This is a genomic window from Paenibacillus sp. NAIST15-1 (assembly GCF_001894745.1).
GTDB classification, from domain to species: Bacteria; Bacillota; Bacilli; order Paenibacillales; family Paenibacillaceae; genus Paenibacillus_B; species Paenibacillus_B suaedae.
Window position 1 is genome coordinate 556,571 of record NZ_BBYF01000001.1, and the last position, 25,068, is coordinate 581,638.

The window sequence follows — 25,068 nt, forward strand, 5'->3', positions numbered from 1 at the left end:
CCATCAGCGGATGACACCTTTTCTACGTAAAAGACATTCTTATTTCAGTGCACTCAAATGTTCATGCACAAGCTTCCATTCGCCACTGGTTTGCTTGAACACATTGGTCGCTCTTCCGCTCCCTGCTGCCTGCTTCCCTTGATAAAGGCCGCTCCACTGATACGTGTACAAACAGACAGCCGTCTGTCCGTCCACGGCGATCCACTCCACATCTGTCGCACAATAGACTTCATCCTGAATCACGTCCCACGCATGTTCGAAATACGCCCTAATCTCAGCCATCGTTGAGCAGGTACGATCCGAGAACCAGTACACTGCACCATCATCCAAACATGCTTGCACATTTGTGAATTGATGCGTATTTGTCGCTTCGATGTAACGTTCCAATGCTTGCTTATAGCCCATTGAACTGTTCCCCTCCCCATTCATCTTATCCCATTATTTTCAACAACCAACTCGCTGGAATCAATCCAAAATTCTTCATGGAAGGGGTTCACCACCGTATACGAATGGAACGAAATAGTCAGATAAGCTGAGCTGTTACACAGCGTCTTCCCCATCCTTGACTTGGACAAGCGGTAATCGAATGATGAATGTGGTTCCTACACCAATCACACTATCCACCTCAATGGAGCCGCCATGCTTATCAATAATATTGTAGCTCACCATCAGTCCTAGCCCTGTCCCCGTATCCTTCGTCGTATAGAAAGGCTGACCCAGTCTGCTCACTTTATCTGCTGGAATCCCACAGCCTTCATCCTGTATGGATATAGCCGCATAGTCGCCCTCCAGCTTGGCTCGTACATAAATGCTGCCTCCCCCTGACATCGCTTCGATTGCGTTTTTGATCAAATTAATGAACACCTGCTTAATCTGATTCGGTTCACAATCCACCCAAAGCGCCTCTTCCGATAAATCGGTTACAATATTGCTGTTCTTCAAAGTGGATTGCACACTCATAAAGGCGATGATTTGTTCCATGAGATGGATCAGATCTGTCCTTCGACTATTGACCACATTTGGCTTCGCGAGAATGAGCAGCTCATTGGCAATTACTTCGATGCTCTTCAGCTCGGATTCCACGATATCGAAATACTGCTCCTTATCTGTCTTCATCGTACGCATCAGCTTCAGGAAGCCGTTAATCGACGTCAGTGGATTCCGAATTTCATGCGCAATGCCGGCAGCAAGCTGCCCCACGATGGACAACTTCTCGGACTGCAGCATTCGCTCCTCTTCCTTGCTCCGATCGGTTATATCTTGATAGACCCCTATAGTCGCCTTCTCCCCATGAAATGTCGTGGGCAGCGAGAAACCTTCAACCCGCTTCATCTCTCCGTTTGCACATCGGATATCATATTTTACTGGCCCGAGCTTAATACCCTCCCGATACTTGCGTCTTCGCTCATACACAAGGTTGTGATTCGTAGGCTCAACAATATCAAGCACTGGCTTGCCAAGAATGCCGACTGCTTCATCCGCACAAATTAAATTAATCGAGGCACGGTTCATATAATGTATAATTCCATTATGCGTCACGATGACAGCGAGGGGCAGCATTTCCAATAACGATTGGAAGGAATCCTCCTTCTCCCTCAGGATCGCTTCCGTCTGCAGATGCACTCGTTCTGTCTGTTTGCATACCGTAATATTTTGAAATTGAGAAAAAAAGAAAAGCGGCTTGCCGCTCTTATCCAGGACAAGCGATACGGTAAGCAGCATCCATATCACTTCTCCTAACTTGCCTATGTAACGTTTCTCAATATGAAAAGACGAAATCTGTCTGTCCAGCAGCTGCTGAATATGTAGGATACTCTCTTCCAGATCGTCTGGATGGGTAATATGCTGATAGTCCAGAGAGAGCAATTCACTTTCTGTATAGCCGATCATATCGCATAAGGCTTGATTTGCATTCATAAATCGTCCTTCCAGCGAGACGATCGCCATCCCGATCGATGCATTGTTAAAAGCTAAATCGAACATATCAATTTGCTCCAAATGCATGTAAATCTCCCCTCCAATTCATCACAAACCCACATTTACCCATTTATCATTATAAATCGCTCTTCCTATCATCATCAATTAAAATCTTGCCAAATTCCCACAATCGGCGCAAAGAGGTACCGGCTCACCTGCATCAATATAAACTGGTACCCATAAAGCGAGTGGATCAGTGCGCAGATTGTTGGAAGATAGCCTACGAGAAGGACGGAATCAAGGGACTAGCGACTTGCGCAAGAACCAAAGGCGTAAAAAAGGATGACCCCTGAACGATACAGGAATCATCCCTTAAGTGTGGCTTAACTTTTGTTACGGCTCCAACAGGTCGTATTTCGTTTTGAGTGCAACAATTAAAAAGGCTCATGTCAGTTTCGTGTAAAATGGGAGTTATCATACACCCATTCATACAGAAGAACAAACATGAGCTACACCCATCTTAGCATAATTGAACGTAGTAAATTAGAAGCTCTGCACAAGAAGTCGAGTGCGGCAGCTTAGAACAGAGATGCGAAGCACAGTCAGCTCAACAAGCTTATCGTTACAGCAGGGCATCCTGTGTTCCCGTCAGCAAATATACTCCTGAGCTTGCAAGCGATAAACCTTCGGTCACTGGGAGTTGGACACCGTTGTCTCCAGCCGTGGCAAAAATAAGGCCTGTGTAGACGCTTTCATTTAGCGCAAGACTCGTCACTTCATGGCCTTGAAAATACCTGATCGCACCGCCTAGATGGTGGCAGCCAAGTCAATATCCTCAGGCTGCCTTTCAAACTGTTACTGTGGATCGTAGGGAAGGGTTTCTTGTTATGCCAAGCTTGAGACCGTTCATCCCTAAAAGTTTACTTTGCAGATCCATGGCTTCAATGAGAACGGCAATCGCCCTTGTAAATGTCTAGGTTGGATACCTGCTAACGAAGCTTTCATGAATGAGCTGTCGCACATTGCTTGACAATCCCGTCTAACTAATAAACCGCAATTGGCCCATAGGGACCATCAATAATTTCTATTTTCGTTTCAAAAATATCTGTCAAAACCTCTGGATCCATAACCTCTTCTACTGTTCCAAAAGCGGCAATTTGTCCATCCTTCATTGCACAAATTCGATCAGAATATTTGGCTGCAAAATTAATATCATGCATAACAGTCAGAATTGTTCTTCCAAATTCATTAGCAGCAAGCCTCAAATGCTCCATCATTTGAACAGAACGAGCAACATCAAGATTGTTCAGCGGCTCGTCCAAAAGTACATATTCAGTCTCTTGGCACAGAACCATTGCTACATATGCCCGCTGCCTTTGACCACCAGAAAGCTCATCTAAATATCTATTTTCTAGATCAGTCAATCCTAAAAAATCGATATATTTAGAAATAATAGCCTCATCCTCTTTCGTTAATCTTCCCTTGGAATAAGGAAAACGTCCAAATCCAACTAGTTGTCTAATCGTAAGCCTCGTTACAAAATGATTTTCTTGACGCAAAATCGTTAAAATCTTTGCTAAGTCTTTTGATTTAGATTCAGTAACATCCATATTTGCTACCTTAATTTGGCCTTCATCCAAATCCAAAAGTCTTCCAATCATCAACAGTGTCGTAGACTTTCCAGCACCATTTGGTCCAATTAATGAAGTGAGACCCGCTTTTGGTATTTCAATATTCAAAGGCCCTATTTTCACCTTGTCCGAATACAATTTTCTAACATTATCAATCTTTATCATAGAGCCCTCTTCCTTAAAACTGCAATTAAGAATATGATTCCACCAAATAATTCAATAATAACGGAAACGACGCCTTGGGCATTGAATACATGATACATTAAGAAGTATGCACCGGTTATTATCAAAAACCCTATAGCAAGAGACATTGGAAAAACATATCTATGATCATAGGTTGGCGCTGCTTGATAAGTCAAAGTTGCAACTAAAAATCCATAGAAAGTAAGTGGTCCAATCAAAGCCGTTGAAATTGACATCAAAATAGAAACTAATATAAGGGTATAAATGATACTCGATTGATGCTTAACTCCAAAAGAAGTAGAGACATCCTTTCCAAGTGACAATACATTTAGATTCTTAGAATGAGCAAGAATTAACATTGCTACAATGATTACTATAGGAATTACAATAGGAAAATAGGCAGCGTCTGCATGATTAACAGAACCAAACAATCTAGCCTGTAAAATATCAAACTCAGAAGGCGAAAGAAGTCTTCTCATAAAAGAAGACACAGATCTTAGCCCAGTCCCGATAATAATTCCAACCAAAAGCATAAGCTGCAAGTTCCCGTACTTTCCAGACAGCAACCACCCATAAAGGATCAAACTCATCATGACCATAACAATAACTTGAATGATAAAAGGTACAATACCAGTAAAATTCACCAATGCACCAACACCAAAGAAAAATATGGTGCTCGTATGTATGGTTGAGTATAGTGATTCAAAGCCTAAAAGTGAAGGGGTAATAATTCTATTATTCGTAATCGATTGAAAAGCAACAGTGGATAAACTCTGACAAATGGCAGCAATAATCATGGCAACAAGAGCTACCATCCTTCTTTTAGCAACTGGGATAAAAGAAGGTGAATCTATCGGAACTGGATTGTTATAAACTAAAAGTCCATATGAAGAAAGGAGGCCCAAAACAAGTAATGTTATGAGCAATATCCAATAACGTTTTTCTTCTTGCTTAGAACGAAAAGCTCTAGCTGATCTATTTTTATTATGAAGGCTAGAATCGATAACGACATTGTCGTTATTTCTATATTCCAATGCGTTCATCTTAGCCTCCTTGGTTTTCTTTGTCTCAACAAAATAGCAATAAATACGACTGCACCCATTATTCCGAGTATTAAAGATACAGGTACTTCAAAAGGCATGATAATTGTTCGAGAAATGATGTCACAAACCGTTATTGTACCCATTCCTATCACACATACCCAAGGCAAATTACTTCTAAGATCGTCTCCCCTAAACATGGAAACAATATTGGGGACAATTAATCCTAAAAAAGGTAAGTTTCCGATAACTGCTGCAACAATTCCAACTGCTAAAGAAATAAGACCCGTACCCAAAAGAACGACTCTATTGTAATTGACTCCAAGACTTGTTGCAACATCTTCCCCTAGTCCAGCTAAAGTCAGTCTATTCGCATACATAAAAATAAGAAACGTAACGACAACAATGATCCATAAATATTCATATCTTCCAATTTGGACTGCCGCAAAAGAGCCTACAAACCAAGATTCAATACTTTGCGTACTTTGAAAAAGGAGTCCAATAAAAGTGGAAACTGCAGAAATGACAGCTCCAAGCATCAACCCAATAATTGGGACAATTAAAGACGAACGAAGTTTCACTCTTCTTAAAAATAAAAAGAAAATCATAGTTCCTATAAAAGAAAAAACAATTGCACCAGTCATTCTTAGAACTAACGTTGGTGCAGGAAATAATAAGTAGACAACAAGAAGTCCCAAACCCGCCCATTCAATAGTTCCTGTTGTGGTAGGCTCAACTAAACGATTCTGTGTAATAAGTTGCATAACGAGTCCTGCCATGGCCATGGCAGCCCCAGTAAGCATTAATGCCGCTGTTCTTGGAACACGAGTAATGAAAAACATCTCCATTCCATCCTCTTGTCCGCGTATATCATAAACTCCGGTAAATAGAGATATAATTCCTAAAATAATAACAACGATAATCGCAAATATAAAGGGTTTTGTCCATAACTTGTTATGGTTATAAAGCCGGGGTTGAGAATTATTCTCAACCCCAGAAATTTTTTGTATTGTCTTTTTCAGCACGATGTTATGCTCCTTTAGACTACTTAGCTAAAGTACTTGCCATGTTTTTAAAGATCTCAATGAAAGTTTGGATTGATTCATTTGTATAAGTGTCATTTGGTGCAAATATAATCTGTCCTTTAGAAACAGCAGTTACTTTTTGAAGAGCAGGTGAATTATTAATCACATCTTTTGCGGGAACAGCTTCACTTTCAGAAGATATTGCAGCATCACGATCTAGTACGAAAATCCAATCCGGATTACTTTTTGCAATAGCTTCAACAGAAATCTCATCACCTTTATGACCTGATGTAGCATTTGCAATTTCTAAAGCTGGTTTCCATCCAAACATTTCAAACATAGGTCCCCAAACACGTCCAAAACGTGGAGCTGAAAAGCCAATATTCCCACCAGAAACTTCAACACCCATAACTGTAGCCGTTCCGTTATAGGCAGACTTAGCGTCTTCGATAGATTTATCAAAATCAGCTACCAATTGTTTAGCTTCTTCATTTTTATCAAAAATTTGTCCTAAAATAATTGTGGAATCCTTAAGTCCTTTTACTAAGTTATCCCCAGGCTTATCAGCTTTCTCAGAAACATCAAAATTCAGATCAATAACGACTGCATTCGGCACTAATTTTTTAATCGATTCATAATGGTTAGCAAATCGTTGACCGACAATGACAAGTTCAGGGTTTGCAGCAGCGATAATTTCAAGATTTGGTTCACGGTGATTCCCAATGTTTTGAACTGCTTCATCTTTTACATACGGTGATTCCTTAGGCATTACATCCTTTGGAGCAGCTGCTAATTTAATGTTCCAATCAGCCAAAGTTTCAAAAGTTCTGCTATCCAGAGCAATTACATTTTTAGGGTTTACAGGAACAGTAACCTTTCCATGAGCATCAGTAATTTCAACCGTTGAAGCTTTAGCAGCTTGGTTTTCTTGCCCAGTTGTTTCCGTTTTTCCATTTCCATTACTTGAAGTTGAGCAAGCTGCCAACATTACAACAAAAATTGCTAAAAAAACAGTTACTTTAAATTTTCCCATTTTCCATACTCTCCCCTTATATAATCTTAATAGTCAAACGGATTATTGAATTGATGAAATTATTATCTATGTATGTTTTTATGCGTGACTTAAATTATGATTATCTCTATTTCACTATGGTGCACAGCGACAATATAAAAACAGTATCGATAATGATTATCAATTGCAACACTATACTTAGTATATCAATTCAAAATATATTGTCAATTATTTATTGCCAGCTTACATAAATTTATGGAACACCAGGCTATATAAGCCCAGTTAATCACAGAAGATTGTCCCACGAAAAAGCTATGACCAATAAGGGACAAATCATAACACTGCCAAGGGAATTTCTTATATGATTATAGAAGCTGTTATTAATCTAGCGATAACGATTGCTGCCGCCTGCCTGTGTGTTATATTCGTTTTTGCAAAAGTAATTTATCAAAGAGTCGTCATGATTGGCGTAATTAAGGGGTGAGATCATGTCCACATCGCAGATTGCGTTGTCGGTCATGTCGTACAACATACGACATGGTGAAGGAATGGATCACATGTATGCTGCGAACCGCATCGTGGAAGTGATTCGTGCGTCTGGAGCAGACATCATCGGTTTGCAAGAGGTCGACCGTTATTATTCAGCTCGAAGTAATTACGAGGATACCATCGCGGTGCTCGCTGAACAGATCCTTTCACATCAGCATTACCCACTCAGCAGCGATGAGAGTGAACAGCGCGGTCTGCTTGCAGCTGTTCTTGATGTAGACGGAATAAATCTACATTTCTACACTACACATTTGGGATTAGCACAATCGGAACGGGTCGAACAAGTGAAGGAGATAATCAACATCGTCGCGAGCCATACAATGGAACCGTGCATCATTACGGGAGATTTCAATGCACATCCAGACTCTGTTGAAGTTGCTAGCATGTCTCCAGCATTCTGCAGCGCTTTCGCAGATCAGCATGATGCCTTCGCCTTCCCTGCAGGCAATGCTGTCGAGACGCTCGATTACATATTCGTCAATCATCAATCGGGAAATATCGAAGATAGAACGGTTATTCATTCTTCACTTGCATCGGATCATTATCCGATTGCAGCCAAGCTGCTGCTATAGCACCGAACCTTTATATGATTCATATCGCTCATCCACCGAACAACAAGAGGCTGCTCCAGAGATAGAATCTCATTGAGAGCAGCCCCATTTAACGATAGGCCCGATGAGTGACAATCCCGGGGCTCCATAGGAATGGAAATATCCCTGCGTTCTCTTAAAGCGTTTGTTGCAAAGATCCAGTTCGCCGCCAAGCCTAATGTATCCATTACCTCTATTGCGTACAAGACATCACTTGGAATGCTTCGATTAGAAATACCTGTTCTTCCTCTGTAAATGGAATGAGGATGTTTGATTGATCCGTTGGTGCATCTGCCTGCGCCACCGATGCAGGGCTTATTTTCGCAACGGTATACTCGTACAGCTCCATAAATCGCTTCATGAAACGCTGTGCTTCCCCCGAATCTGGACTTACCTGGCTTGCAACCAGCTGTTTCAATTCCGTGAGCAATGCAAAATACTTTCGATCCAGTTCTGCCCGTTCTTCATTGCGAAAATTATAGATCAGATTGCCCTCTAGGTTGTGCGACTCTATGTGCTCTTCTTCCCATAGAATCGAATGCACGATGAAGCAGAACAACCGCAAATCAATGATAGGATGATTCGAAATGATCGTCCCCATATGATCCAATTGATCTATCATGAGCTGAATCCGCTCCTGCTCCGCTATAAGCTCCTTTTTCTTGAACGCAATCACGCTGCGAATATGCGCTTGTTCTGCCTGCTGCATGTCCAATAAATCGGCAATGTCTTTAAGGGAAAAACCGATGAACTTCAGCGCCTGAATTTGCTGCAAGCGGCTGAGATCATCTGCATTGTACAGTCTATGTCCACCTTCTTTGTAATCACTCGGTGTTAACAGCCCAAGCTTGTCATAATATCTAAGCGTTCGATCGGAAACTCCGGTACGAGCAGCCAGCTGCCCAATTGTCAGCATGTCGGTTGTCATGAGTAGGCCTCGTTTCTGACTAAGGTTTGATGTATGGAATGGCAGGATAACGATATGATTTTTTTCTAGCAATCCTTATCATCGCATATAAAATGATCACCGTTTCAACAAGTAAGACTATGTACTTGAACCATGGCGGCAGTGCATAGCTCACAATAAAGAACGGCAAAATGGTTAAATGAAAATTCAATGCTGTGCGGCTAGCATCACGATAATACGATTCTGTCCTTATTGTCACGAGGAACATTACAAGAGGTGGCAGGACGCCAAGAATTAATGAGATGGCCAGCATGAATTGGACGATTGCAATTTCTTTGCGTGTTGGTTTGTTCATCGATTGTCACCTTTCTACTTGAATTTCTCAAGTACTAGCATAAAAGGTGACGCGAGTAGAGGTTCAACCCCTTGCCTATAAGCGGTATGACAAAGCAACATTACGGTCATTGAGTCCTTCTGGACTCATGGAATTAATTTATCTATAACTGATAGGCTCATATTAAAAACGCCGACTGGGGGGAAAAGCATAAAGAGAGAGTTCTTGATGCTAGAACGATGGAAGACGAAAAGCTCTAAATAAAACAAAGAGTTACGCAAAAAGAGGGAGGGATACAAGAAAAACTGTACAGACCGAACAAAGAAAAATTCAGAGGAAGCTTCGGAGATAGATTGATAAGGGGGAAACTGAATCGAAAACGGAAATGCGAATCGAGCGAGTACCTAGAGATTCGAAATAGTCGCGAAAGAATGGGGAAGCGGATCAAAATAAAATATCCGCTGAAGAAGCTGCCAGCGGATACGATATGACATCGGTAAAGTCGACCAAGCTGCTGCTGTTCCGGTCTGCTATACCTGCTTCTGCAAGGTTCGCTGAGCCTTGCTTACAATTCGCGCTGTTGCCTTTGAGTCAGACTCATTCGTCCAGCGCTCGCACAGCTCCCTTACCCAGTCCGGATTCGTCTTGCTCGCATCATTCAGCCAGTTGCCAACCGAATCCTGCACATACTTCGCCGGATCAGATCTGAGAGGCTCTAGCAGCGGAAGCGCCTGCCAAGGGCTCTGCTTCAATGCCTCAATATGCTTCGTCCACACGCCTCGTGGACGCGTCGCTTCCGTAGCGAATCTCCGTACATTGGCATCCGTATCAGATGTCCAAGTGGATAAGATGGATATGGCCCCCGACAAATTCGACTCGATATGAGCGCGCACAGCCATCCATGCAATCTCCCTAACGCCGAAATGAGAGTCAGCCGCAAATCGGTGAATACGTGACAATGCTTCGTCGATAGACATGGAGTCATCACCGCCTGCCATGTAAGCCCCCCAGCATCGAACGGAATCCGAGCGATGTTCGGCGATCGCCATAAACGGCTTGGAATCTGTAACGGGCGGATCCTCGGTGCTGCAAAATTCATAGAGTCGCTGCCCAATAAGCCGTATCGCCTTCATGCCGCGTATACTATCCATTTCCTTTAATTCTAGAAGCAAATCGGGAAGCTTCTTCTCTAATCCGACTTCGGGCAATACATGTTCCAGCAAAGTTATATGATCTACAGCCAGCCACTCTGTTAAATTCACACTTTCTAACCTTCCTGAATGTAATAGCTGCTGGACTTCAACCGGAATATTCGCTTCTTTCGTTGCACCTTTTCGCTGCATAATCGTATCTGGGATAGAACAATCCATTTCAATTTCCTCCTTTACATCAAGACGAGGTAAATCTGGCTCATCATCATAGAGAACATATCCCTTACGTATTCTACAAATGGAAATGGGTCCCTCTATCCTGTTCCCTTCCCTCTGCTCTCTAACCTCCTCCAATAAAAAACGACCGTTTCCCATCAGGGAAACAGCCGTTGTATAACAGATGAAATCATCTGCTTCATATAGGATGACATCAATTACTTGCTAAGCGTATCTGTCAGTACAGGCACGATTTGCTTCTTACGGGAAACAACGCCCTTCAGCAATGCCGTATTGTTTTCCAACGTAACATTGTACGCTTTCTCAACTGCTTCTGTCTTGGAACCAAGTGCCAGCGCCACAGAGTCACTGTTCAAGATATCTGTTACCACGAATACGAAGAGGTCAAGACCTTTCGTTGCAATAATGTCGTTCAAAGCCGCTTCCACTTCAGCTTGACGGGACAGTACATCGTTCACGTCTACTGCGTTTACTTGTGCAATTTCAACCTTGGAGCTGCCCATGGAGAATTCTTTCGCATCAAGAGAAATCAACTCAGCAATTGTTTTCTGGCTCAAGTCAGCACCAGCTTTGAGCATGTCCAATCCGTACTTCTCAACGTCTACACCAGCGATTTCAGCCAACTCGCGAGCAGCTGCTACATCTTGCTCCGTGCAAGTTGGGGATTTGAACAGCAAGGAATCCGAGATGATTGCAGAAAGCATCAAGCCAGCGATGTTTTTGCTGATCGTTTTGCCGTTTTCTTTGTACATTTTGTTCAAGATCGTCGCTGTGCAGCCTACAGGCTCAGCACGGTAGTACAATGGACCGCTTGTCTCAAAGTTCGCAATGCGGTGGTGGTCGATAACTTCAAGCACTTCCACTTGTTCGATATCGTTTGCACTTTGCTGACGCTCGTTATGGTCAACAAGAATAACCCCTTTTACTTCATTCGCTACCGTCTCTACCAGACGAGGCGCTTCTGCTTGGAAGGTATCCAAAGCAAATTGTGTTTCTCCGTTCACACTGCCAAGACGAACGGGTTCAACGTTGAAGCCCAATTGTGTTTTCAAGTCTGCATATGCGATTGCGGAGCAAATCGTATCGGTGTCTGGATTTTTATGTCCGAAAATAAGTACCTTTTCCATTTCGCTAACTCCCTTTTTACACGAGATTTGTAGTGAGAAGAGTATAACGTAGATCGTCTTCCTCATTCAAGATTATACCGCAAATGTTGGTAAAATCCCATTCCATTAGTAGGAATATTATTGTGAAATAAACGGTGTTGAGCGCAGAAAAGCAGTGTCTTGCACTTGATCTACGAGAAACCGTGCAACATGGGTATTTGATATTTTCGTACCCGGCATATCATATCGGTCAACCTTTACTGGCTTCATGACATCGCGTTCATGCACAAACGGCAATCGCACAAGCGTCCAATCTAGATCGCTATCCCGAAGCACGCCGAGCTCCCGCTGCCTGTCCCGAATAAAGTCCCCATAAAGTAAGCGAAATAAGCGTGCACCCATTCGGTTCATCCAGGACTTGCGATCCCCTTCAATATCAAGCGATCCTCCTGCAACCCCAATGTACCTTCGAATACCTGCTTCCTTCATGGTTTTCAACAAGCGCAGCGTCACTTCACTATAGATTGGCTTGTCCCGCATTGGCTGACCAAATGCATTAACTACAGCATTACTGCCTGCCAGGAGAGAACGAATTGCAGTTTCGTCCGATACGTTTCCTTCTATTATAATGGCGTGCGGTGACTTCAATTGGACTCGCTCTGGACGACGAGCTAGAATGCGAACCGTATATCCTTGTTCAATTGCTGTCGCAGCCACATGCTTCCCTACTGTACCTGTTCCTCCTACGATCGCAATCGTTTGCCTAGACAATATCCTTCTCCCCCATTCTTAGAAATGCCAATATTCTTTGATACGTGTCCACCCATAAAACGATCCATATTTTTCATATAAGTGCATACTTCCCCCACCATGTCATTCTGACGCCGAGAACTTGTTTCGGTTCTGCCTTTACAATACCTTATCACCCGCTTGATGTTGGTTTAACTTTGTTTGTTTATGATTAGAGACGTAAACAGAAGGAAAACAAAACGAAAACTAAATGAAAAAGGAGTCATGAACTCATGCGAACTCATCGTTTCATGAAATGGACAGCAACCGTACTTGCTTCCGCATTTTTGCTTGCAGGCTGCTCATCTGGACAAGCTGCGAACGAAGCAGTCGACGCTTCCAAGCTGACCTTGGATCAAATTGTGGAAAAGGCCAAACAAGAAGGGCAAGTCAACTCGGTCGGCATGCCTGACACTTGGGCGAACTGGGTGCAAACGTGGAACGATTTAGGAACGAAATATAGCTTGAAACATACGGATACAGATATGTCCAGTGCTGAAGAACTGGCGAAGTTCGAGTCGGAGAAAGACGACGCAACCGCTGATATCGGCGACGTCGGTATCGCATTCGGACCGCTTGCGAAGCAAAAAGGTCTAACACTGCCATACAAAACATCTTACTGGAACGACATTCCGGACTGGGCTAAAGATGATGAAGGACACTGGCTGCTGGGCTACACGGGTACATTGTCCATCATTACAGATAAGAACAAAGTGGCAAACCCGCCGAAATCTTGGGCAGACATTAAAAATGGAACATTCAAAGTCGCTGTTGGCGACGTGATGAAGGCAAACCAGGCGCAATTCGCAGTTCTTGCTGCTGCTTACGCATTCGGCGGTGACGAGAAGAACATTCAACCGGGCATCGACTTCTTCGCAGAGCTGGCGAAACAAGGCCGTCTCGCTTCCAATGATGCAGGTCTTGCGAACTTGGAAAAGGGCGAAGTCGAAGTTGGATTCCTGTGGGACTTCAACGCACTAGGCTACCGTGACAAAATCGACAAGAACCGCTTCGAAGTTGTCATCCCGCAGGAAGCTTCTGCAACAAGCGGCTATGCAACGGTTATTAACAAGTACTCGAAGCATCCGCATGCAGCGATGCTGGCACGTGAATACATTTTGTCCGATGAAGGACAATCCAACTTGGCTCGTGGCTATGCTCGTCCAATCCGCTCCAACGCGAAGCTGGCTGTCGATGCAAAGGCATTGCTTCTCCCGGATGAAATGTACAAAAACGCACAGCCTGTGAAAGATTTGAAGGCATGGGAAGAAACAACGAAGCAGCTTCCACAGCTGTGGCAGGAGCAGGTACTCATTCATGTCAAATAACATCACGAACCGCTCGCCCAATCACAATAAGCTCATCTTCATCATGTTGGATGGCCTGCGCTATGACACCGCCGTCACGCAGATGGGGTATATACATCACTTGGTGGAATACGGCAAGGCAGCGCGCTACAAAGTGCGCTCCGAGCTGCCAAGCCTGTCTCGCCCGCTCTATGAGGTGCTGATGACCGGAACTCCGGTATGGCGCCACGAGATTGCAACGAACCAGACTGTGCGGTTATCGCACGAGCGCAGTCTGTTCCACTTAACTCGGGAACAAGGACTTACGAACGCGACTGCTTCTTACTATTGGGTAAGCGAGCTGTATAACTCAGCTCCATTCCACCCAGCTGTTGATCGCATTCAGCTCGATACAGACAAGCCGATTCAGCATGGCATCTTCTACTTCGAAGATCACTATCCTGACTCGCACTTGTTCGCTGATGCGAACTTCTTGCTCACGCAATATGCTCCAGACTTCTTGTACGTCCATTCGATGAACATTGATGATGACGGACATAAGTTCAGTGGGGATTCGGCGCAATACCGCAACCGGGCACTGGCGGCGGACATTATTCTTGCAAGCGTGCTGCCAGCTTGGATGGAGGCAGGCTATCAGATTATTGTTACGGCTGACCATGGCATGAACAATGATGGCAATCACGGCGGAACGACAGACGCCGAACGCCATGTTCCACTGTTTGTCATTAGCAATCTGGTGACCCCTGGCGTCTATGAACAGGAAGTACCTCAATTGCAGTTGGCGCCGCTCGCCTGCCGCTTGCTCGGCATTGCCCCATCAGAAGCGATGCAGCCGCTATCTATGTTGGAGTTCAGGCTGGCGTCTCCGTAAGGGGACGCCTTTTGTTCGCCGGTTCGCTTTTGATCACGAAGTAAATCAGGAGGTAACTCGACATCGAATCTTGCACTCACTCTCGAACTCCGCTGCTCATGTAGTCTCGCCTACACTCCGCTGCTCGTTCTTCGAGTTTATGCAACCTTCTCGGTGCTGAAAAGCGAACTTTTGATCATTCTAGAAAGATTACGTGCAGTGTGGCACGAAGGCTTTCTAGAATGGAAAAAAACATACCTTTAGACGCGGTCGCTCATCATGAGTTACCTCGATAGGAGTTTTTTATCACGAAGCAAATCAGGATGTAACATTACAGGAAAGGAGTACGCGCATGAAACGGATTAACAGCATGCTGTACATCACGATTATCCCGCTGCTTATCTTTGTGGCGCTATTCATGTTCGTCCCGCTCTTCACGATGATTTCGGGAAGCTTTCAAGAGGATGGCGGCGGGGCATTTACATTCAATCGATACAAAGAAATTTTTACGAACCCCTATTACTGGAAGGCATTTGAGAACAGTATTCTCATCTCCCTGCTGTCCAGCCTTATAGGTATCATTGCCGCCGTATTTGCAACGTATGCCATTACCCGCTTTCCGAAGCGCGTACAAGAGCGGCTGCTTGTCATTACGAACCTGACATCGAACTTCGCAGGCATCCCGCTCGCCTTCGCCTTCATCGTCCTGCTTGGCAACAGCGGACTGTTCACGCTGCTGTTCCGCCAATTCGGCATTGACATGACGGCATCATTCAATCTGTATTCATGGTCGGGATTGACCGTTATTTATGTGTATTTCCAGCTTCCGCTGGCCATTATGCTGCTCTATCCGATGTACCATGCGATTCAAGACAACTGGAAGGAAGCCGCTTCCCTGCTGGGCGCATCGCCCTTTCAATTTTGGAAGCGTATCGGTCTGGCTGTACTTCTGCCGGGGATCGCGGGCACATTCAGTATTTTGTTCGCGAATGCCATGGGTGCATATGCCTCAGCTTATGCCTTGACAGGAAGCAACTATAACCTTGTCCCCGTACGTATTGGCGCACTCGTATCTGGGGACATCTTCGCTCGTCCCGAGCTCGGCAGCGCCTTGGGCGTACTGCTCGGCTTGACGCTGCTTGCAGCCATGCTCGTCAATGAATGGCTGACGCGCAGAGTTCGGAGGGATCTGCTATGAAACGATTGGCTCATTCTCTGCCAATGCTCGCCTTTGCAGCGGTATTGCTCTATTTGTTCATTCCGGTCATCGCTACCATGCTCTATTCCTTGGCGACATCATGGAATCAAACCATTCTACCCGAAGGCTTAACATTGAAATGGTTCGGCGAGCTGTTCCAGGATACACGCTTCATGCAGGCATTCGGTCGTTCCCTGCTGCTCAGCAGCGTCGCTACCGTAACAGCGGTCATCGTCATTGTGCCGGCTACGTTCGCGATTTCCTTGTACGCACCGAAGCTAGAGCGCTGGGTTCAGACGCTCGTCATGCTTACCTATGCCGTTCCTGGCGTTATTATGGCTGTCGGCTTGATTCGCGCCTACTCTGGCAAAGGCTTCTCCATGATTATCATCGTCTTCGGTGCTTATGTCATCGGCATGCTGCCGTTCATGTATCAAGGGACGCGCAACAGCTTGCGCGCTGTTCAGGCAGGATCATTGATGGAAGCTGCTGAGTTACTAGGAGCCAGCCGCATGAAGGCATTCCTGCGCGTGATTGTTCCGAACATTATGCCGGGCATTCTTGTATCCGCACTCCTCTCCTTCTCGATTCTATTCGGAGAGTTCGTGCTCATTAATATTCTCGTCGGAGGACGCTTCGAGACCATGCAGCTCTTCCTGTACGCACAGCTGAACAAGAGCGGCCATATCGCGAGCGCCATTACCGTAACCTACTTCATTCTGATGGCCATATTGAGCGCGTGGATCGTGAAGCTGACGGGCCGTACTTCCAAGCCAGTCGCAGAGCCTGAAGAAGACATCGTGAGCAGCAGCATTCCGACTACCCAAGCAGCAATGAGCAGGGAGGCTTCTTAAATGAGCTACGTACAGATGAATCAAGTAATCAAGACGTTCCATAAACAAAAGGTGCTGAACAGCATTGATCTTCATATTCAAAAAGGCGAACTGGTGACACTCCTCGGCCCAAGCGGCTGCGGCAAAAGCACATTGCTTCGCATCCTGTCTGGACTGACTCCGCTCGATGGAGGGACGATTCACATTGATGGTAAAGATGTGACAGGGATCGAACCGAAGGATCGGGAGATCGGCATGGTGTTCCAGTCCTATGCGCTGTTCCCCAATATGACGGTAACCGACAACATTGCCTTCGGCTTGACGATGAAGAAGATGCCGCGTGATGCGATTCGCCAGGCAGTTGGCGAAATGATTGAGCTCACCGGGCTTCAAGGCAAGGAGAAGTCTTTCCCCCGTGAGCTCTCTGGTGGGCAGCAGCAGCGTGTCGCACTTGCCCGCTCGCTTGTTACGAAGCCAAAGGTATTGCTGCTGGACGAGCCGCTTAGTGCGCTTGACGCGCAAATTCGTAAAAACCTGCAGCAGCAGCTGCGCTCCATTCAACGTGAATTGAACATGACAACAGTACTTGTCACGCATGACCAAGAAGAAGCGATGGCCGTTAGCGACCATATATACATCATGAATGCAGGCAATATCGCGCAGCATGGCTCTCCGCAGGAGATTTATACGCAGCCAAGCAGCGAGTTCGTCGCAAGATTCATTGGCAGCTATAACGTATGGAATGCCGAAGCCTTGGGGCAAATTGTACCGGACTACTCGCTTGCAGACAGCAAGCTGTATGCCATTCGACCAGAGACGTTCTGCGAGCAGCCGCTCGTTGGCGGCATGGCCGTAACAGGAACGGTACGCAATGTGACCATGCTTGGCAATATTACGCGGATGGAACTAACGGTTCAGGGTCAGCATGTCGTCGTCGATCAGATTCATCGCAATTCCGATTGGGTGAGCGTCGGCTCTACCACGACGGTATACCTCCATCCGAAGGACGTGATTCCGCTTCATGATGCTACTGCCTGAAGAACGTAGACAGCATATTTTAGAACAGCTGAATCGACATGGCAAAATTCAAGTTGCTTCCCTCGCCAGCGTGTTAACGGTTACGCCCGAGACCATTCGCAGGGATCTCGACGAGTTGGAAGCAAAGCAGATGCTTAAGCGCGTGTACGGAGGCGCGGTTGCGTATTCGCATGTGAAGATTGAACCTCATTTTGATAAAAAACGAAGCATCGAGCAGTCGGCAAAGAAAGCAATCGGGGAAGCTGCAGCCGCGCTCATTCAAGACGGAGATACGATCGTGGTCGATGTAGGCACGACGACTGTTGAGCTTGTTCGCGCTATACGCGGTGTCGTCGGCGTTACGATCGTGACGAATTCTATTCCTGCTGCCGAACTGCTCATGGAACGGCTGGAAGCCAAACGATTTGACGGCAAAGTCATCGTACTCGGGGGAGTTACGCATCCAGAGCAGAAATCGATTGCAGGCGCCTTAACCTGTGAACTGCTTACACGCTTCCACTTCGATAAGGCATTCATCTCCTGCGCAGGAATGACACCAGCGGGAATCAGTGATTACGACATGGAGGAATCGATCTGCTCCACCTTAATGATTGAGCAATCCGAGCAGGCATATGTGCTTGGAGATTGTACCAAGCTCGGGGAGACACAGCTGTGCCGCATCTGTGACATGAGCAAGGTCACCGCCATCATATGCGATGCACCAATGCCGGATAAATGGAAGCGCAGCGGATTGCAAGTAGGTTGGATTACGACGGCTTGCGAGCCATAAGAACATAGCGAAGTTATATGTCGAAGTAACACATCACTTCATACATCACGAATGAGCCACTATGACATAGGATGGGATGCGATCATTATGCTGTATTATGTAGACTACCATATGCATTTGGAGGAAGGCCCTTATTCGTTCCGCTGGCTTGATCGTACGAATCAAGCATTCGATCACTTCCATCCAATTGCTGAACCACTCCATTCCCGTGCATGGCTCGAAGCGAGTTATGCGCGTATGCATACAAGACTGCAGCGAGGAGCTTATGACGAATCATGGCTCGATCTCTATTTGCAAGAAGCGCTGCGCAAAGGACTGCGGGAGGTCGGAATCGTAGATCATCTCTATCGGTTTCGAGAGACGCTCCCCTACTTCGAACGTCACCTCGATATCGGAGACTCCCCGCTTGGTCGCCTTCAGCATACATGGCTGCATCAAGTATGCACCGAGCGGATGGAGGATTTCGCAGCTGCCATTCAGGCTGCGAAGTCGAGATGGGCCGCACAGGGTGTCGAGCTCCGTCTCGGATTAGAGGCGGATTATTTTGCAGGTGGAGAGAAGGACCTAGAATCATTCATTGCGATGGCGGATTGGGACTACGTGATCGGGTCGATTCACTATGTGGATGGATGGGGATTCGATAATCCCGAGACTCAGTTCCGCTTCGATCAGGTTGATCTGCGTGAACTGTACGGACGCTTTTTCGATGATGTCGAACGAATGATTAACAGCGGTCTGTTCGATATTGCCGCCCATTTGGACAATTTGAAAGTATTTAATTATCGCCCATCAGAAGAGCTGCTTCTCCCATACTACGAGCGAATCGCGCAAGCATTGAAACGGACAAATACAGCTACAGAGGTAAATGCAGGACTGTTCTACCGCTACCCGGTCAAGGAGGTGTGTCCGAGTTCCTCCTTTATTGATGTACTGCTTCGACATGATGTCCCCTTTACCCTGTCATCGGATTCTCACTTTCCAGACGACGTCGGCAAATACGTGGCGGACAATACCCTTATGCTTCAGCAGCGCGGTCTAGCCGAAATTGCCACATTCCATCAACGCAAACGCATCATGCGACCGCTCGCAACTTCGACTTCTTAATAAAGAAAACGCAAAGCGAGCTGCCCTCTCTCCTATCCCATGAAAATACACAATCCCCGGCGCAACGACTGCACCGGGGATTTCATGTTTATTATTTTATTTTCTTTCGAACCGGCTCGAATAGCTGCAGCCAATAAGCATTGCTGCTTCCCGCAGGGTTGTCATTTCGTATGTGCTCCTCCAGGCAGAATCTTACCTTCAAATCAGGTTCATAGTCTGGATGCTCGTTCAATTTCTCCATCAATAATTGCCACGATCCCGTAATATCATCCGTACTCACCATCATGGCATATACCCCGCCGGAGAACCTTACCTCCGCCAAATGACTTGGTATATCGATATTTTCGGGAAGGGAGGCATATGCACCATAACCGTAAACGTTCGATTCAACGTCAGGGAGTGGTTCTTCATTTTTTCCAAATAGCCGTGCCGTACCTTGCAGCTCAGCTTGCACGAGCCAGTCCGCTAATGATTCGATCGCTTCTTCTTCTGGAGATGCGCTGACGACAACATGGCTGACCATTCTCATTGATGGAAGGGTTACGAATTTGATTGATGCTGGAGAATAACTCCACTGATTACCCATCGGCATTGCCACCTCATGCTTCATATTTAAATGTAGGGACGGTACATGACTTAATTGCAACAGCAATCGAGCAGTAATCGGTTCATTGATGTACTTGTACGACTGCTCCAACCATTTCTTCAATGTTATTTCCTTCGATATGCACTCATTTTTGTGCTCAATCATCTCGTGTGCATACTGAGTCATTACCTGATGTGCGGTTCGGAACGTCATATCCGCCAACACCACTTTAATCTCTCTAATCCCAATATCGAACCCTCTTAACCAGGCTGTAATACGGATTGCAAGCACAGTCTGTTCATCATACATCCTCCAGCCAGAACAGGTATCGCGCTGACTTGCAAACAACCCCTGCGACTCCCAATGGCGCAGGGTACGGCTCGTCACACCGATTTCCTGCGATAATTTATCGATTCCTATCATGTTGCTCATCACTATCATCAACCTCTGTCACTTGACGTATCATAAGGCGCCTTATGAGGTTATTGTATCAGTTGTCGCAGCGTCAATTGCAATACGAAACTTCGCTCCAATCACTAACAAATTATCGTTTTGACCGAATGGTTCAGAAAACTTACGTTTTACAATTATCTCCATCAATGCTAAAGTAGTTCGTAAGATGAATATGACGTGAAATCCACTAGGGGAGCCGCATAGGCGGCTGAGACAAGAATTCTTGGACCCTTTGAACCTGATCCGGGTAATACCGGCGGAGGGAAGTGGAGCCGGCCTCATGGTCTTTTTGTATGGACATGATGAAGCCGCTCCATTTCGGGGCGGCTTTTTTTGGCTGCCGCGAAGTGCTCCTTGACCAGATTTCAGCATGCATTCATCCCCTATCCAATTATGCGGAGGTGCTGTTCATGCTTACATTTACGGAGGAACTGAGACACGAAGCGGAGCCGATATACGATGCCATTATGGAGCATCCGTTCGTTCGGGGAATTGCTAAGGGTACTGTCAAGAAAGAACAGTTGATTCACTACGTAAAGCAGGATTTTGAATATTTGAATGCCTTTATTCGGATTTATGGCATTGCGATTTCCAAATGCGACAACCGAGAGACAATGGCTCTTTTCAACGAGCAAATCTCATTCGTACTGAATAGCGAGACACACCCCCATCATAATTTTTGTAACGTGGCAGGCGTGACGTTCGAAGAACTGCAAGGCTACCCGCTCGCCCCTTCTGCGAGCCATTATGTGTCCCATATGCTTACCGTGGCCCATGAAGGTACCCTGGAAGATATTATTGCGGCTTTGCTGCCTTGCCCATGGACATATACGGAGATCGGACAACGTTTGCTAAAAGAAGTGAATCCAGATGAGACCCATCCGTTCTATGAGTGGATTCATTTCTATGGAGACCTCGGCGGCGGAGTTACGGACAAAATGCGCCGAATGCTGGATGAATGGGCAGAATCGCTGTCGCAAGCACGCAAGCAGCAGCTGAAGAAGCATTTTCTGACCAGCTGCCAGCTGGAATATATGTTTTGGGACATGGCTTATCAAGTAGAAGACTGGCCGGTAAGCTTGACGGAGAAGACAGAGGTGAAACAAGGATGAATGATATGCCTCTCTTCCCCCAACGTATTAAGGAACGGCGCCCCCTCATACACAATATGACGAATATCGTCGTCGCCAACTTTACCGCTAACGGTCTGCTAGCCATTGGAGCCTCCCCTGTGATGGCTTCAGCCAAGGAAGAGGTAGCGGACATGGCCAAGGCAGCAGATGCGCTCGTATTGAACCTTGGCACGCTCGATACTGACATGATAGAAGCTATGCTAATCGCAGGGCGGTCGGCGAATGTACATGGCATTCCCGTTATTCTCGATCCAGTAGGCGCAGGCGCAACGCCGTATCGGACGAAGGTATCTGTGAAGATGCTTAAGGAATTGCGCGTCTCGATCGTGCGCGGCAACGCCGCTGAAATTGCCCAGCTTATGGGGGAAGCAGGCGAGATCAAGGGCGTGGATTGCGTGGAGTCTGAAAGCTCCCTCCGCTCCCCTGAAGCGTTGTTCGATCTTGCTGCGCGGGCAGCCGATCGATTCGGCACCATCGTTGCCATTTCGGGAAAAGAAGATGTCATTACGGACGGCACAACCGGCTATATCATTGAGGGCGGTCATCCGATGTTAACGAACATTACAGGAAGCGGGTGCCTGCTGACATCGGTAATCGGCGCATTTGCTGCGATTGAATCTGATTTATTGCTGGCAGGAGCCGCAGCGATGTCTTATTATGGGTGCTCAGCCGTCCATGCCTATCGAACAGCGGGCCACCGAGGGCCTGGCAGCTTCCAAACCGCATTTCTTGATGCCTTGGCTGAGATCGACCAATTCGATACAGCAGCATCAACGATCACCCCTCGCCAAGCCTCCGTTAGAAGGAAGGTATGGCTATGACGGTTGCACGAGCATTGACGATTGCCGGTTCCGATAGCGGTGGCGGCGCCGGCATTCAAGCCGATATCAAGACATACCAAGAGCTGAACGTATTCGGCATGTCAGCGATTACGGCCGTGACTGTACAGAACACGCTTGGCGTTCATGGCGTTTACCCGCTATCTCCTGAAGCCGTTGCTGAACAGATAAATGCCGTCGTAGAAGATATTGGGGTTGATGCTGTCAAAACAGGGATGCTGTTCAGTGCAGGCATTATTGAGACAGTAGCGAATCGCCTTGAAGCATTCGGTTTGAACAACGTTGTCGTCGACCCAGTCATGATAGCCAAGGGAGGCGCAGAGCTGCTGCAGCAAGATGCCATAGAGGCCATGAAGAATCGCCTGCTGCCGCTTGCGCTGATTGTCACGCCGAACATCCCAGAGGCAGAAGCGCTTGCAGGAATGAAGATTGTCACCCTGCAAGATCGGTGCAAGGCTGCGATAAGAATTGCTGATTACGGCGCCAAAATGGTCATCATCAAGGGAGGCCACGACATGACGACCGAGCTTGCTGTTGACCTACTCTATGATGGGACTCGCTTCACACTGCTGGAAGACCGCAGAATCATGACCAAGCATACTCATGGCACGGGCTGCACTTACTCGGCAGCGATTACGGCAGAACTTGCGAAGGGCACTGCTCCCAATGAAGCGGTTCGTACTGCGCGGCATTATATTCAGGCAGCAATTGAGGAGACACTCGGGCTTGGCGGAGGCAACGGCCCGACAAACCACTGGGCATATCGGCAGCGGCAGATGGATGAGGTGATCAGATGATAAGTATAGATAGTCGCATTGAAGATGCCCGCATGCGTTCCTATTTGCAGCTGTACCTCGTGCTCGGCAGCGTCAATTGCAAGGCTGACCCTGCATCTGTTGTCGAAGAGGCCATTCGTGGAGGGGCGACGATGATACAATTTAGGGAAAAGGGCGCAAACGCGCTGAAGACTGCAGCTAAGAAAGAACTTGCAATGCGCATTCAGTCGGTGTGCAGAAGACACGACATCCCCTTCCTCGTGAACGATGATGTAGAGCTGGCGCTTGCCTTGAATGCGGACGGGGTTCATGTCGGCCAGAACGACGAGCCTGCGGCGCAAGTCAGGGATCGCATCGGCAATAAAATACTCGGCGTGTCCGTTCATTCGGCAGCTGAGGCTCTGCTGGCTGAGGAACAAGGAGCCGATTATCTCGGCGTTGGGCCGATATATTCGACTGCTTCCAAAGAGGATGCTCTAGAGCCGCAAGGCACTGCAATCATTCAACGGCTAACAGAGATAACATCACTGCCGATCGTAGGCATTGGCGGCATTACGGCAGAGCGTGCGCCACATGTGATTCGAGCTGGTGCAGACGGGATCGCTGTTATCTCTGCAATTACCCATGCGGAAGATAGGTATCAAGCTGCGAAAATGCTCGTTTCCCGTGTAACTGACTCGATTACGCGTAACTTTGCCTAAGTGTCGCACTCTCTCTCATCATATACTTACAACAAAACGAAATTGTACACTTTTACTAGAAATTTATGCGATGAACATGAAAAACAAGAGAAACCCTGTGTCTTTTAACAAAGACAGGGTTTCTCAACAATCTGAGAATCCGCTGAATAAGCGGATTCTTTATGCGTTTCTACTACTTGTTACCAAGCTGCTTCGCGGAAATATCGAAAGAGGCCTTACCCTGTTCACATTCACAAAATCTAGTGATAATACCGCACTTCATCCCATCCCCCCTCTACACCGCATGCTCCAGCTTCATCAGCTCATCCGTCCGCACACATTTCAATCCGCGCCGATGCGTCTCGGACAGTACGTCTCTCAGCACCATTATCATCTGCTTCGGAGCCTCTCGGTCAGCGCCGAACGTATCTCCGCTGTCATGCAGTACTATAACTGATCCGGGCTCGATTCGCTCTGACAACAGCTTGCGCAAGTTGCATTCTCCCGTATCCAGCTTCCAATCCCGCGCAATAATCGACCATAATACGAGCCGATACGATTTGCGCAGCAGGAACAGATCTCCCATATTCAATATCCCCCATGGAGGACGATAGAAGGTTGGCCGCTCCCCTGTAATGCGTTCAATAATGTCCGCAGAACGTTCCACATGCTCGCGCCTGATGTTCCGAGGCGTCATGACCCAATTCGGCATATGCGTATAATTGTGAATGCCAATCTGATGGCCCTCCTCATGCATGCGTTTCACAAGCTCAGGATACTTCTCAGCCTTGCTGCCCAGAACAAAAAAGGTAGCCTTTACGCCCCGCTCGCGCAATAAATCAAGCAGCTCAGGCGTGTAATCAGGATCCGGTCCATCATCGAACGTAAACGCAACATGACGATATGCCCGCTTCCGTCTCGCCTTGCGAAACACGCCCCATCCGCAGATTCGGGTCAATAAGAAAGGAAGCCCCATATAAATAGCGATCAGTACAATTAATATTCCTGCGATAATATTGTCCATGTTATCT

25 protein-coding genes, 1 pseudogene and 1 riboswitch are annotated in these 25,068 nt (G+C 46.6%); of the genes and pseudogenes, 13 read left to right on the forward strand and 13 right to left on the reverse strand.

Going from position 1 to position 25,068, the window contains the following annotated elements; all coding sequences use genetic code 11:
- Positions 1-39 precede the first annotated feature (39 nt).
- Both PBN151_RS02470 and PBN151_RS02475 read right to left on the reverse strand, forming a co-directional pair.
- Complete coding sequence (locus tag PBN151_RS02470) at positions 40-405, reverse strand: YybH family protein (RefSeq protein WP_021254776.1); 366 nt, start codon at positions 403-405, stop codon at positions 40-42.
- Between the two features lie 135 nt (positions 406-540).
- Positions 541-2,004: a PAS domain S-box protein gene (locus PBN151_RS02475; protein WP_072727498.1), complete on the reverse strand. Its 1,464-nt coding sequence runs from the start codon at positions 2,002-2,004 to the stop codon at positions 541-543.
- Between the two features lie 595 nt (positions 2,005-2,599).
- Here PBN151_RS02475 and PBN151_RS32620 point away from each other — a divergent pair.
- Positions 2,600-2,947, forward strand: a pseudogene (locus tag PBN151_RS32620) (transposase); the annotation flags it as partial.
- A 13-nt stretch (positions 2,948-2,960) separates the two neighbouring features.
- Here PBN151_RS32620 and PBN151_RS02480 read toward each other — a convergent pair.
- From PBN151_RS02480 to PBN151_RS02495, 4 genes are read right to left on the reverse strand one after another with little or no spacing between them, the layout of a single operon-like run.
- Positions 2,961-3,713 (reverse strand): iron ABC transporter ATP-binding protein, encoded by a 753-nt coding sequence (locus tag PBN151_RS02480; protein WP_021254779.1) that lies wholly within the window; start codon positions 3,711-3,713, stop codon positions 2,961-2,963.
- On the reverse strand, positions 3,710-4,774 hold the full coding sequence (locus PBN151_RS02485; RefSeq protein ID WP_072727499.1) for an iron chelate uptake ABC transporter family permease subunit: 1,065 nt from the start codon (positions 4,772-4,774) through the stop codon (positions 3,710-3,712). Before PBN151_RS02485 ends, PBN151_RS02480 begins: the two co-directional genes overlap by 4 nt.
- Positions 4,771-5,781, reverse strand: a complete 1,011-nt coding sequence (locus tag PBN151_RS02490; protein WP_370510394.1) for an ABC transporter permease — start codon at positions 5,779-5,781, stop codon at positions 4,771-4,773. Before PBN151_RS02490 ends, PBN151_RS02485 begins: the two co-directional genes overlap by 4 nt.
- A 34-nt stretch (positions 5,782-5,815) precedes the next feature.
- Positions 5,816-6,829 (reverse strand): siderophore ABC transporter substrate-binding protein, encoded by a 1,014-nt coding sequence (locus PBN151_RS02495; protein WP_072727500.1) that lies wholly within the window; start codon positions 6,827-6,829, stop codon positions 5,816-5,818.
- 467 nt (positions 6,830-7,296) lie between these two features.
- Between PBN151_RS02495 and PBN151_RS02500 the strand changes: the two genes are divergently transcribed.
- Entirely contained in the window at positions 7,297-7,929 is a 633-nt protein-coding gene (locus PBN151_RS02500; protein ID WP_072727501.1) for an endonuclease/exonuclease/phosphatase family protein, read from the forward strand.
- Positions 7,930-8,140: 211 nt separating this feature from the next.
- On the opposite strand, the gene PBN151_RS02505 is transcribed toward PBN151_RS02500, so the two are convergent.
- From PBN151_RS02505 to PBN151_RS02525, 5 genes are all read right to left on the reverse strand, one after another.
- Positions 8,141-8,875, reverse strand: a complete 735-nt coding sequence (locus tag PBN151_RS02505) for a MerR family transcriptional regulator (protein WP_072727502.1) — start codon at positions 8,873-8,875, stop codon at positions 8,141-8,143.
- Positions 8,876-8,894: 19 nt separating this feature from the next.
- Positions 8,895-9,209, reverse strand: a complete 315-nt coding sequence (locus PBN151_RS02510) for a DUF4870 domain-containing protein (RefSeq protein ID WP_072727503.1) — start codon at positions 9,207-9,209, stop codon at positions 8,895-8,897.
- A 509-nt stretch (positions 9,210-9,718) separates the two neighbouring features.
- On the reverse strand, positions 9,719-10,558 hold the full coding sequence (locus tag PBN151_RS02515) for a DNA alkylation repair protein (protein ID WP_072727504.1): 840 nt from the start codon (positions 10,556-10,558) through the stop codon (positions 9,719-9,721).
- Positions 10,559-10,773: 215 nt separating this feature from the next.
- Positions 10,774-11,703, reverse strand: a complete 930-nt coding sequence (locus PBN151_RS02520) for a manganese-dependent inorganic pyrophosphatase (protein ID WP_065292812.1) — start codon at positions 11,701-11,703, stop codon at positions 10,774-10,776.
- A 117-nt stretch (positions 11,704-11,820) separates the two neighbouring features.
- Entirely contained in the window at positions 11,821-12,453 is a 633-nt protein-coding gene (locus PBN151_RS02525; protein WP_072727505.1) for an NAD(P)-dependent oxidoreductase, read from the reverse strand.
- A gap of 251 nt (positions 12,454-12,704) precedes the next feature.
- On the opposite strand from PBN151_RS02525, the gene PBN151_RS02530 reads away from it, so the two are divergent.
- From PBN151_RS02530 to PBN151_RS02560, 7 genes are all read left to right on the forward strand, one after another.
- Positions 12,705-13,799: an ABC transporter substrate-binding protein gene (locus PBN151_RS02530; RefSeq protein ID WP_072727506.1), complete on the forward strand. Its 1,095-nt coding sequence runs from the start codon at positions 12,705-12,707 to the stop codon at positions 13,797-13,799.
- On the forward strand, positions 13,789-14,649 hold the full coding sequence (locus PBN151_RS02535; protein ID WP_072727507.1) for an alkaline phosphatase family protein: 861 nt from the start codon (positions 13,789-13,791) through the stop codon (positions 14,647-14,649). Before PBN151_RS02530 ends, PBN151_RS02535 begins: the two co-directional genes overlap by 11 nt.
- A gap of 331 nt (positions 14,650-14,980) precedes the next feature.
- Positions 14,981-15,826 (forward strand): ABC transporter permease, encoded by an 846-nt coding sequence (locus PBN151_RS02540; RefSeq protein ID WP_072727508.1) that lies wholly within the window; start codon positions 14,981-14,983, stop codon positions 15,824-15,826.
- The gene (locus PBN151_RS02545) at positions 15,823-16,680 is read left to right on the forward strand and encodes an ABC transporter permease (protein ID WP_072727509.1); all 858 of its coding nucleotides are present in this window, start codon (positions 15,823-15,825) and stop codon (positions 16,678-16,680) included. The genes PBN151_RS02540 and PBN151_RS02545 overlap by 4 nt, the downstream gene beginning before the upstream one ends.
- On the forward strand, positions 16,681-17,697 hold the full coding sequence (locus PBN151_RS02550; protein ID WP_072727510.1) for an ABC transporter ATP-binding protein: 1,017 nt from the start codon (positions 16,681-16,683) through the stop codon (positions 17,695-17,697).
- Positions 17,681-18,466 (forward strand): DeoR/GlpR family DNA-binding transcription regulator, encoded by a 786-nt coding sequence (locus PBN151_RS02555; protein WP_065290123.1) that lies wholly within the window; start codon positions 17,681-17,683, stop codon positions 18,464-18,466. Before PBN151_RS02550 ends, PBN151_RS02555 begins: the two co-directional genes overlap by 17 nt.
- A gap of 51 nt (positions 18,467-18,517) precedes the next feature.
- Positions 18,518-19,570, forward strand: coding sequence for a histidinol phosphate phosphatase domain-containing protein (locus tag PBN151_RS02560; protein WP_227774310.1), 1,053 nt, complete (start codon positions 18,518-18,520; stop codon positions 19,568-19,570).
- 91 nt (positions 19,571-19,661) lie between these two features.
- Here PBN151_RS02560 and PBN151_RS02565 read toward each other — a convergent pair whose 3' ends face one another.
- On the reverse strand, positions 19,662-20,588 hold the full coding sequence (locus PBN151_RS02565) for a MerR family transcriptional regulator (RefSeq protein ID WP_072727512.1): 927 nt from the start codon (positions 20,586-20,588) through the stop codon (positions 19,662-19,664).
- Positions 20,589-20,788: 200 nt separating this feature from the next.
- Positions 20,789-20,891, forward strand: a riboswitch (TPP riboswitch).
- A 128-nt stretch (positions 20,892-21,019) separates the two neighbouring features.
- Between PBN151_RS02565 and tenA the strand changes: the two genes are divergently transcribed.
- Genes tenA through thiE form a run of 4 tightly spaced genes read left to right on the forward strand, consistent with a single transcriptional unit; the run spans position 21,020 to position 24,058 of the window.
- A complete protein-coding gene (tenA, locus tag PBN151_RS02570) occupies positions 21,020-21,721 on the forward strand; it encodes a thiaminase II (protein ID WP_072727759.1) in 702 nt (233 codons plus the stop codon).
- Positions 21,718-22,563: a hydroxyethylthiazole kinase gene (gene thiM, locus PBN151_RS02575; RefSeq protein ID WP_072727513.1), complete on the forward strand. Its 846-nt coding sequence runs from the start codon at positions 21,718-21,720 to the stop codon at positions 22,561-22,563. The genes tenA and thiM overlap by 4 nt, the downstream gene beginning before the upstream one ends.
- A complete protein-coding gene (gene thiD / locus PBN151_RS02580; RefSeq protein ID WP_083544822.1) occupies positions 22,554-23,378 on the forward strand; it encodes a bifunctional hydroxymethylpyrimidine kinase/phosphomethylpyrimidine kinase in 825 nt (274 codons plus the stop codon). Before thiM ends, thiD begins: the two co-directional genes overlap by 10 nt.
- Entirely contained in the window at positions 23,375-24,058 is a 684-nt protein-coding gene (thiE, locus tag PBN151_RS02585; RefSeq protein WP_072727515.1) for a thiamine phosphate synthase, read from the forward strand. Before thiD ends, thiE begins: the two co-directional genes overlap by 4 nt.
- 274 nt (positions 24,059-24,332) lie before the next feature.
- Here the strand turns inward: thiE and PBN151_RS02590 are convergent, their stop codons facing one another.
- Positions 24,333-25,061 (reverse strand): polysaccharide deacetylase family protein, encoded by a 729-nt coding sequence (locus tag PBN151_RS02590; protein ID WP_072727516.1) that lies wholly within the window; start codon positions 25,059-25,061, stop codon positions 24,333-24,335.
- Positions 25,062-25,068 lie beyond the last annotated feature (7 nt).

What these genes read in the sequence shown, in the direction of transcription:
- PBN151_RS02470 (WP_021254776.1), bottom strand. Translation starts at nt 405, where the DNA reads ATGGGCTATAAGCAAGCATTGGAACGTTACATCGAAGCGACAAATACG.
- PBN151_RS02475 (WP_072727498.1), bottom strand. Translation starts at nt 2,004, where the DNA reads ATGCATTTGGAGCAAATTGATATGTTCGATTTAGCTTTTAACAATGCA.
- PBN151_RS02480 (WP_021254779.1), bottom strand. Translation starts at nt 3,713, where the DNA reads ATGATAAAGATTGATAATGTTAGAAAATTGTATTCGGACAAGGTGAAA.
- PBN151_RS02485 (WP_072727499.1), bottom strand. Translation starts at nt 4,774, where the DNA reads ATGAACGCATTGGAATATAGAAATAACGACAATGTCGTTATCGATTCT.
- PBN151_RS02495 (WP_072727500.1), bottom strand. Translation starts at nt 6,829, where the DNA reads ATGGGAAAATTTAAAGTAACTGTTTTTTTAGCAATTTTTGTTGTAATG.
- PBN151_RS02500 (WP_072727501.1), top strand. Translation starts at nt 7,297, where the DNA reads ATGTCCACATCGCAGATTGCGTTGTCGGTCATGTCGTACAACATACGA.
- PBN151_RS02505 (WP_072727502.1), bottom strand. Translation starts at nt 8,875, where the DNA reads ATGACAACCGACATGCTGACAATTGGGCAGCTGGCTGCTCGTACCGGA.
- PBN151_RS02510 (WP_072727503.1), bottom strand. Translation starts at nt 9,209, where the DNA reads ATGAACAAACCAACACGCAAAGAAATTGCAATCGTCCAATTCATGCTG.
- PBN151_RS02515 (WP_072727504.1), bottom strand. Translation starts at nt 10,558, where the DNA reads ATGGATTGTTCTATCCCAGATACGATTATGCAGCGAAAAGGTGCAACG.
- PBN151_RS02520 (WP_065292812.1), bottom strand. Translation starts at nt 11,703, where the DNA reads ATGGAAAAGGTACTTATTTTCGGACATAAAAATCCAGACACCGATACG.
- PBN151_RS02530 (WP_072727506.1), top strand. Translation starts at nt 12,705, where the DNA reads ATGCGAACTCATCGTTTCATGAAATGGACAGCAACCGTACTTGCTTCC.
- PBN151_RS02535 (WP_072727507.1), top strand. Translation starts at nt 13,789, where the DNA reads ATGTCAAATAACATCACGAACCGCTCGCCCAATCACAATAAGCTCATC.
- PBN151_RS02540 (WP_072727508.1), top strand. Translation starts at nt 14,981, where the DNA reads ATGAAACGGATTAACAGCATGCTGTACATCACGATTATCCCGCTGCTT.
- PBN151_RS02545 (WP_072727509.1), top strand. Translation starts at nt 15,823, where the DNA reads ATGAAACGATTGGCTCATTCTCTGCCAATGCTCGCCTTTGCAGCGGTA.
- PBN151_RS02550 (WP_072727510.1), top strand. Translation starts at nt 16,681, where the DNA reads ATGAGCTACGTACAGATGAATCAAGTAATCAAGACGTTCCATAAACAA.
- PBN151_RS02555 (WP_065290123.1), top strand. Translation starts at nt 17,681, where the DNA reads ATGATGCTACTGCCTGAAGAACGTAGACAGCATATTTTAGAACAGCTG.
- PBN151_RS02560 (WP_227774310.1), top strand. Translation starts at nt 18,518, where the DNA reads ATGAGCCACTATGACATAGGATGGGATGCGATCATTATGCTGTATTAT.
- PBN151_RS02565 (WP_072727512.1), bottom strand. Translation starts at nt 20,588, where the DNA reads ATGAGCAACATGATAGGAATCGATAAATTATCGCAGGAAATCGGTGTG.
- tenA (WP_072727759.1), top strand. Translation starts at nt 21,020, where the DNA reads ATGCTTACATTTACGGAGGAACTGAGACACGAAGCGGAGCCGATATAC.
- thiM (WP_072727513.1), top strand. Translation starts at nt 21,718, where the DNA reads ATGAATGATATGCCTCTCTTCCCCCAACGTATTAAGGAACGGCGCCCC.
- thiD (WP_083544822.1), top strand. Translation starts at nt 22,554, where the DNA reads ATGGCTATGACGGTTGCACGAGCATTGACGATTGCCGGTTCCGATAGC.
- thiE (WP_072727515.1), top strand. Translation starts at nt 23,375, where the DNA reads ATGATAAGTATAGATAGTCGCATTGAAGATGCCCGCATGCGTTCCTAT.
- PBN151_RS02590 (WP_072727516.1), bottom strand. Translation starts at nt 25,061, where the DNA reads ATGGACAATATTATCGCAGGAATATTAATTGTACTGATCGCTATTTAT.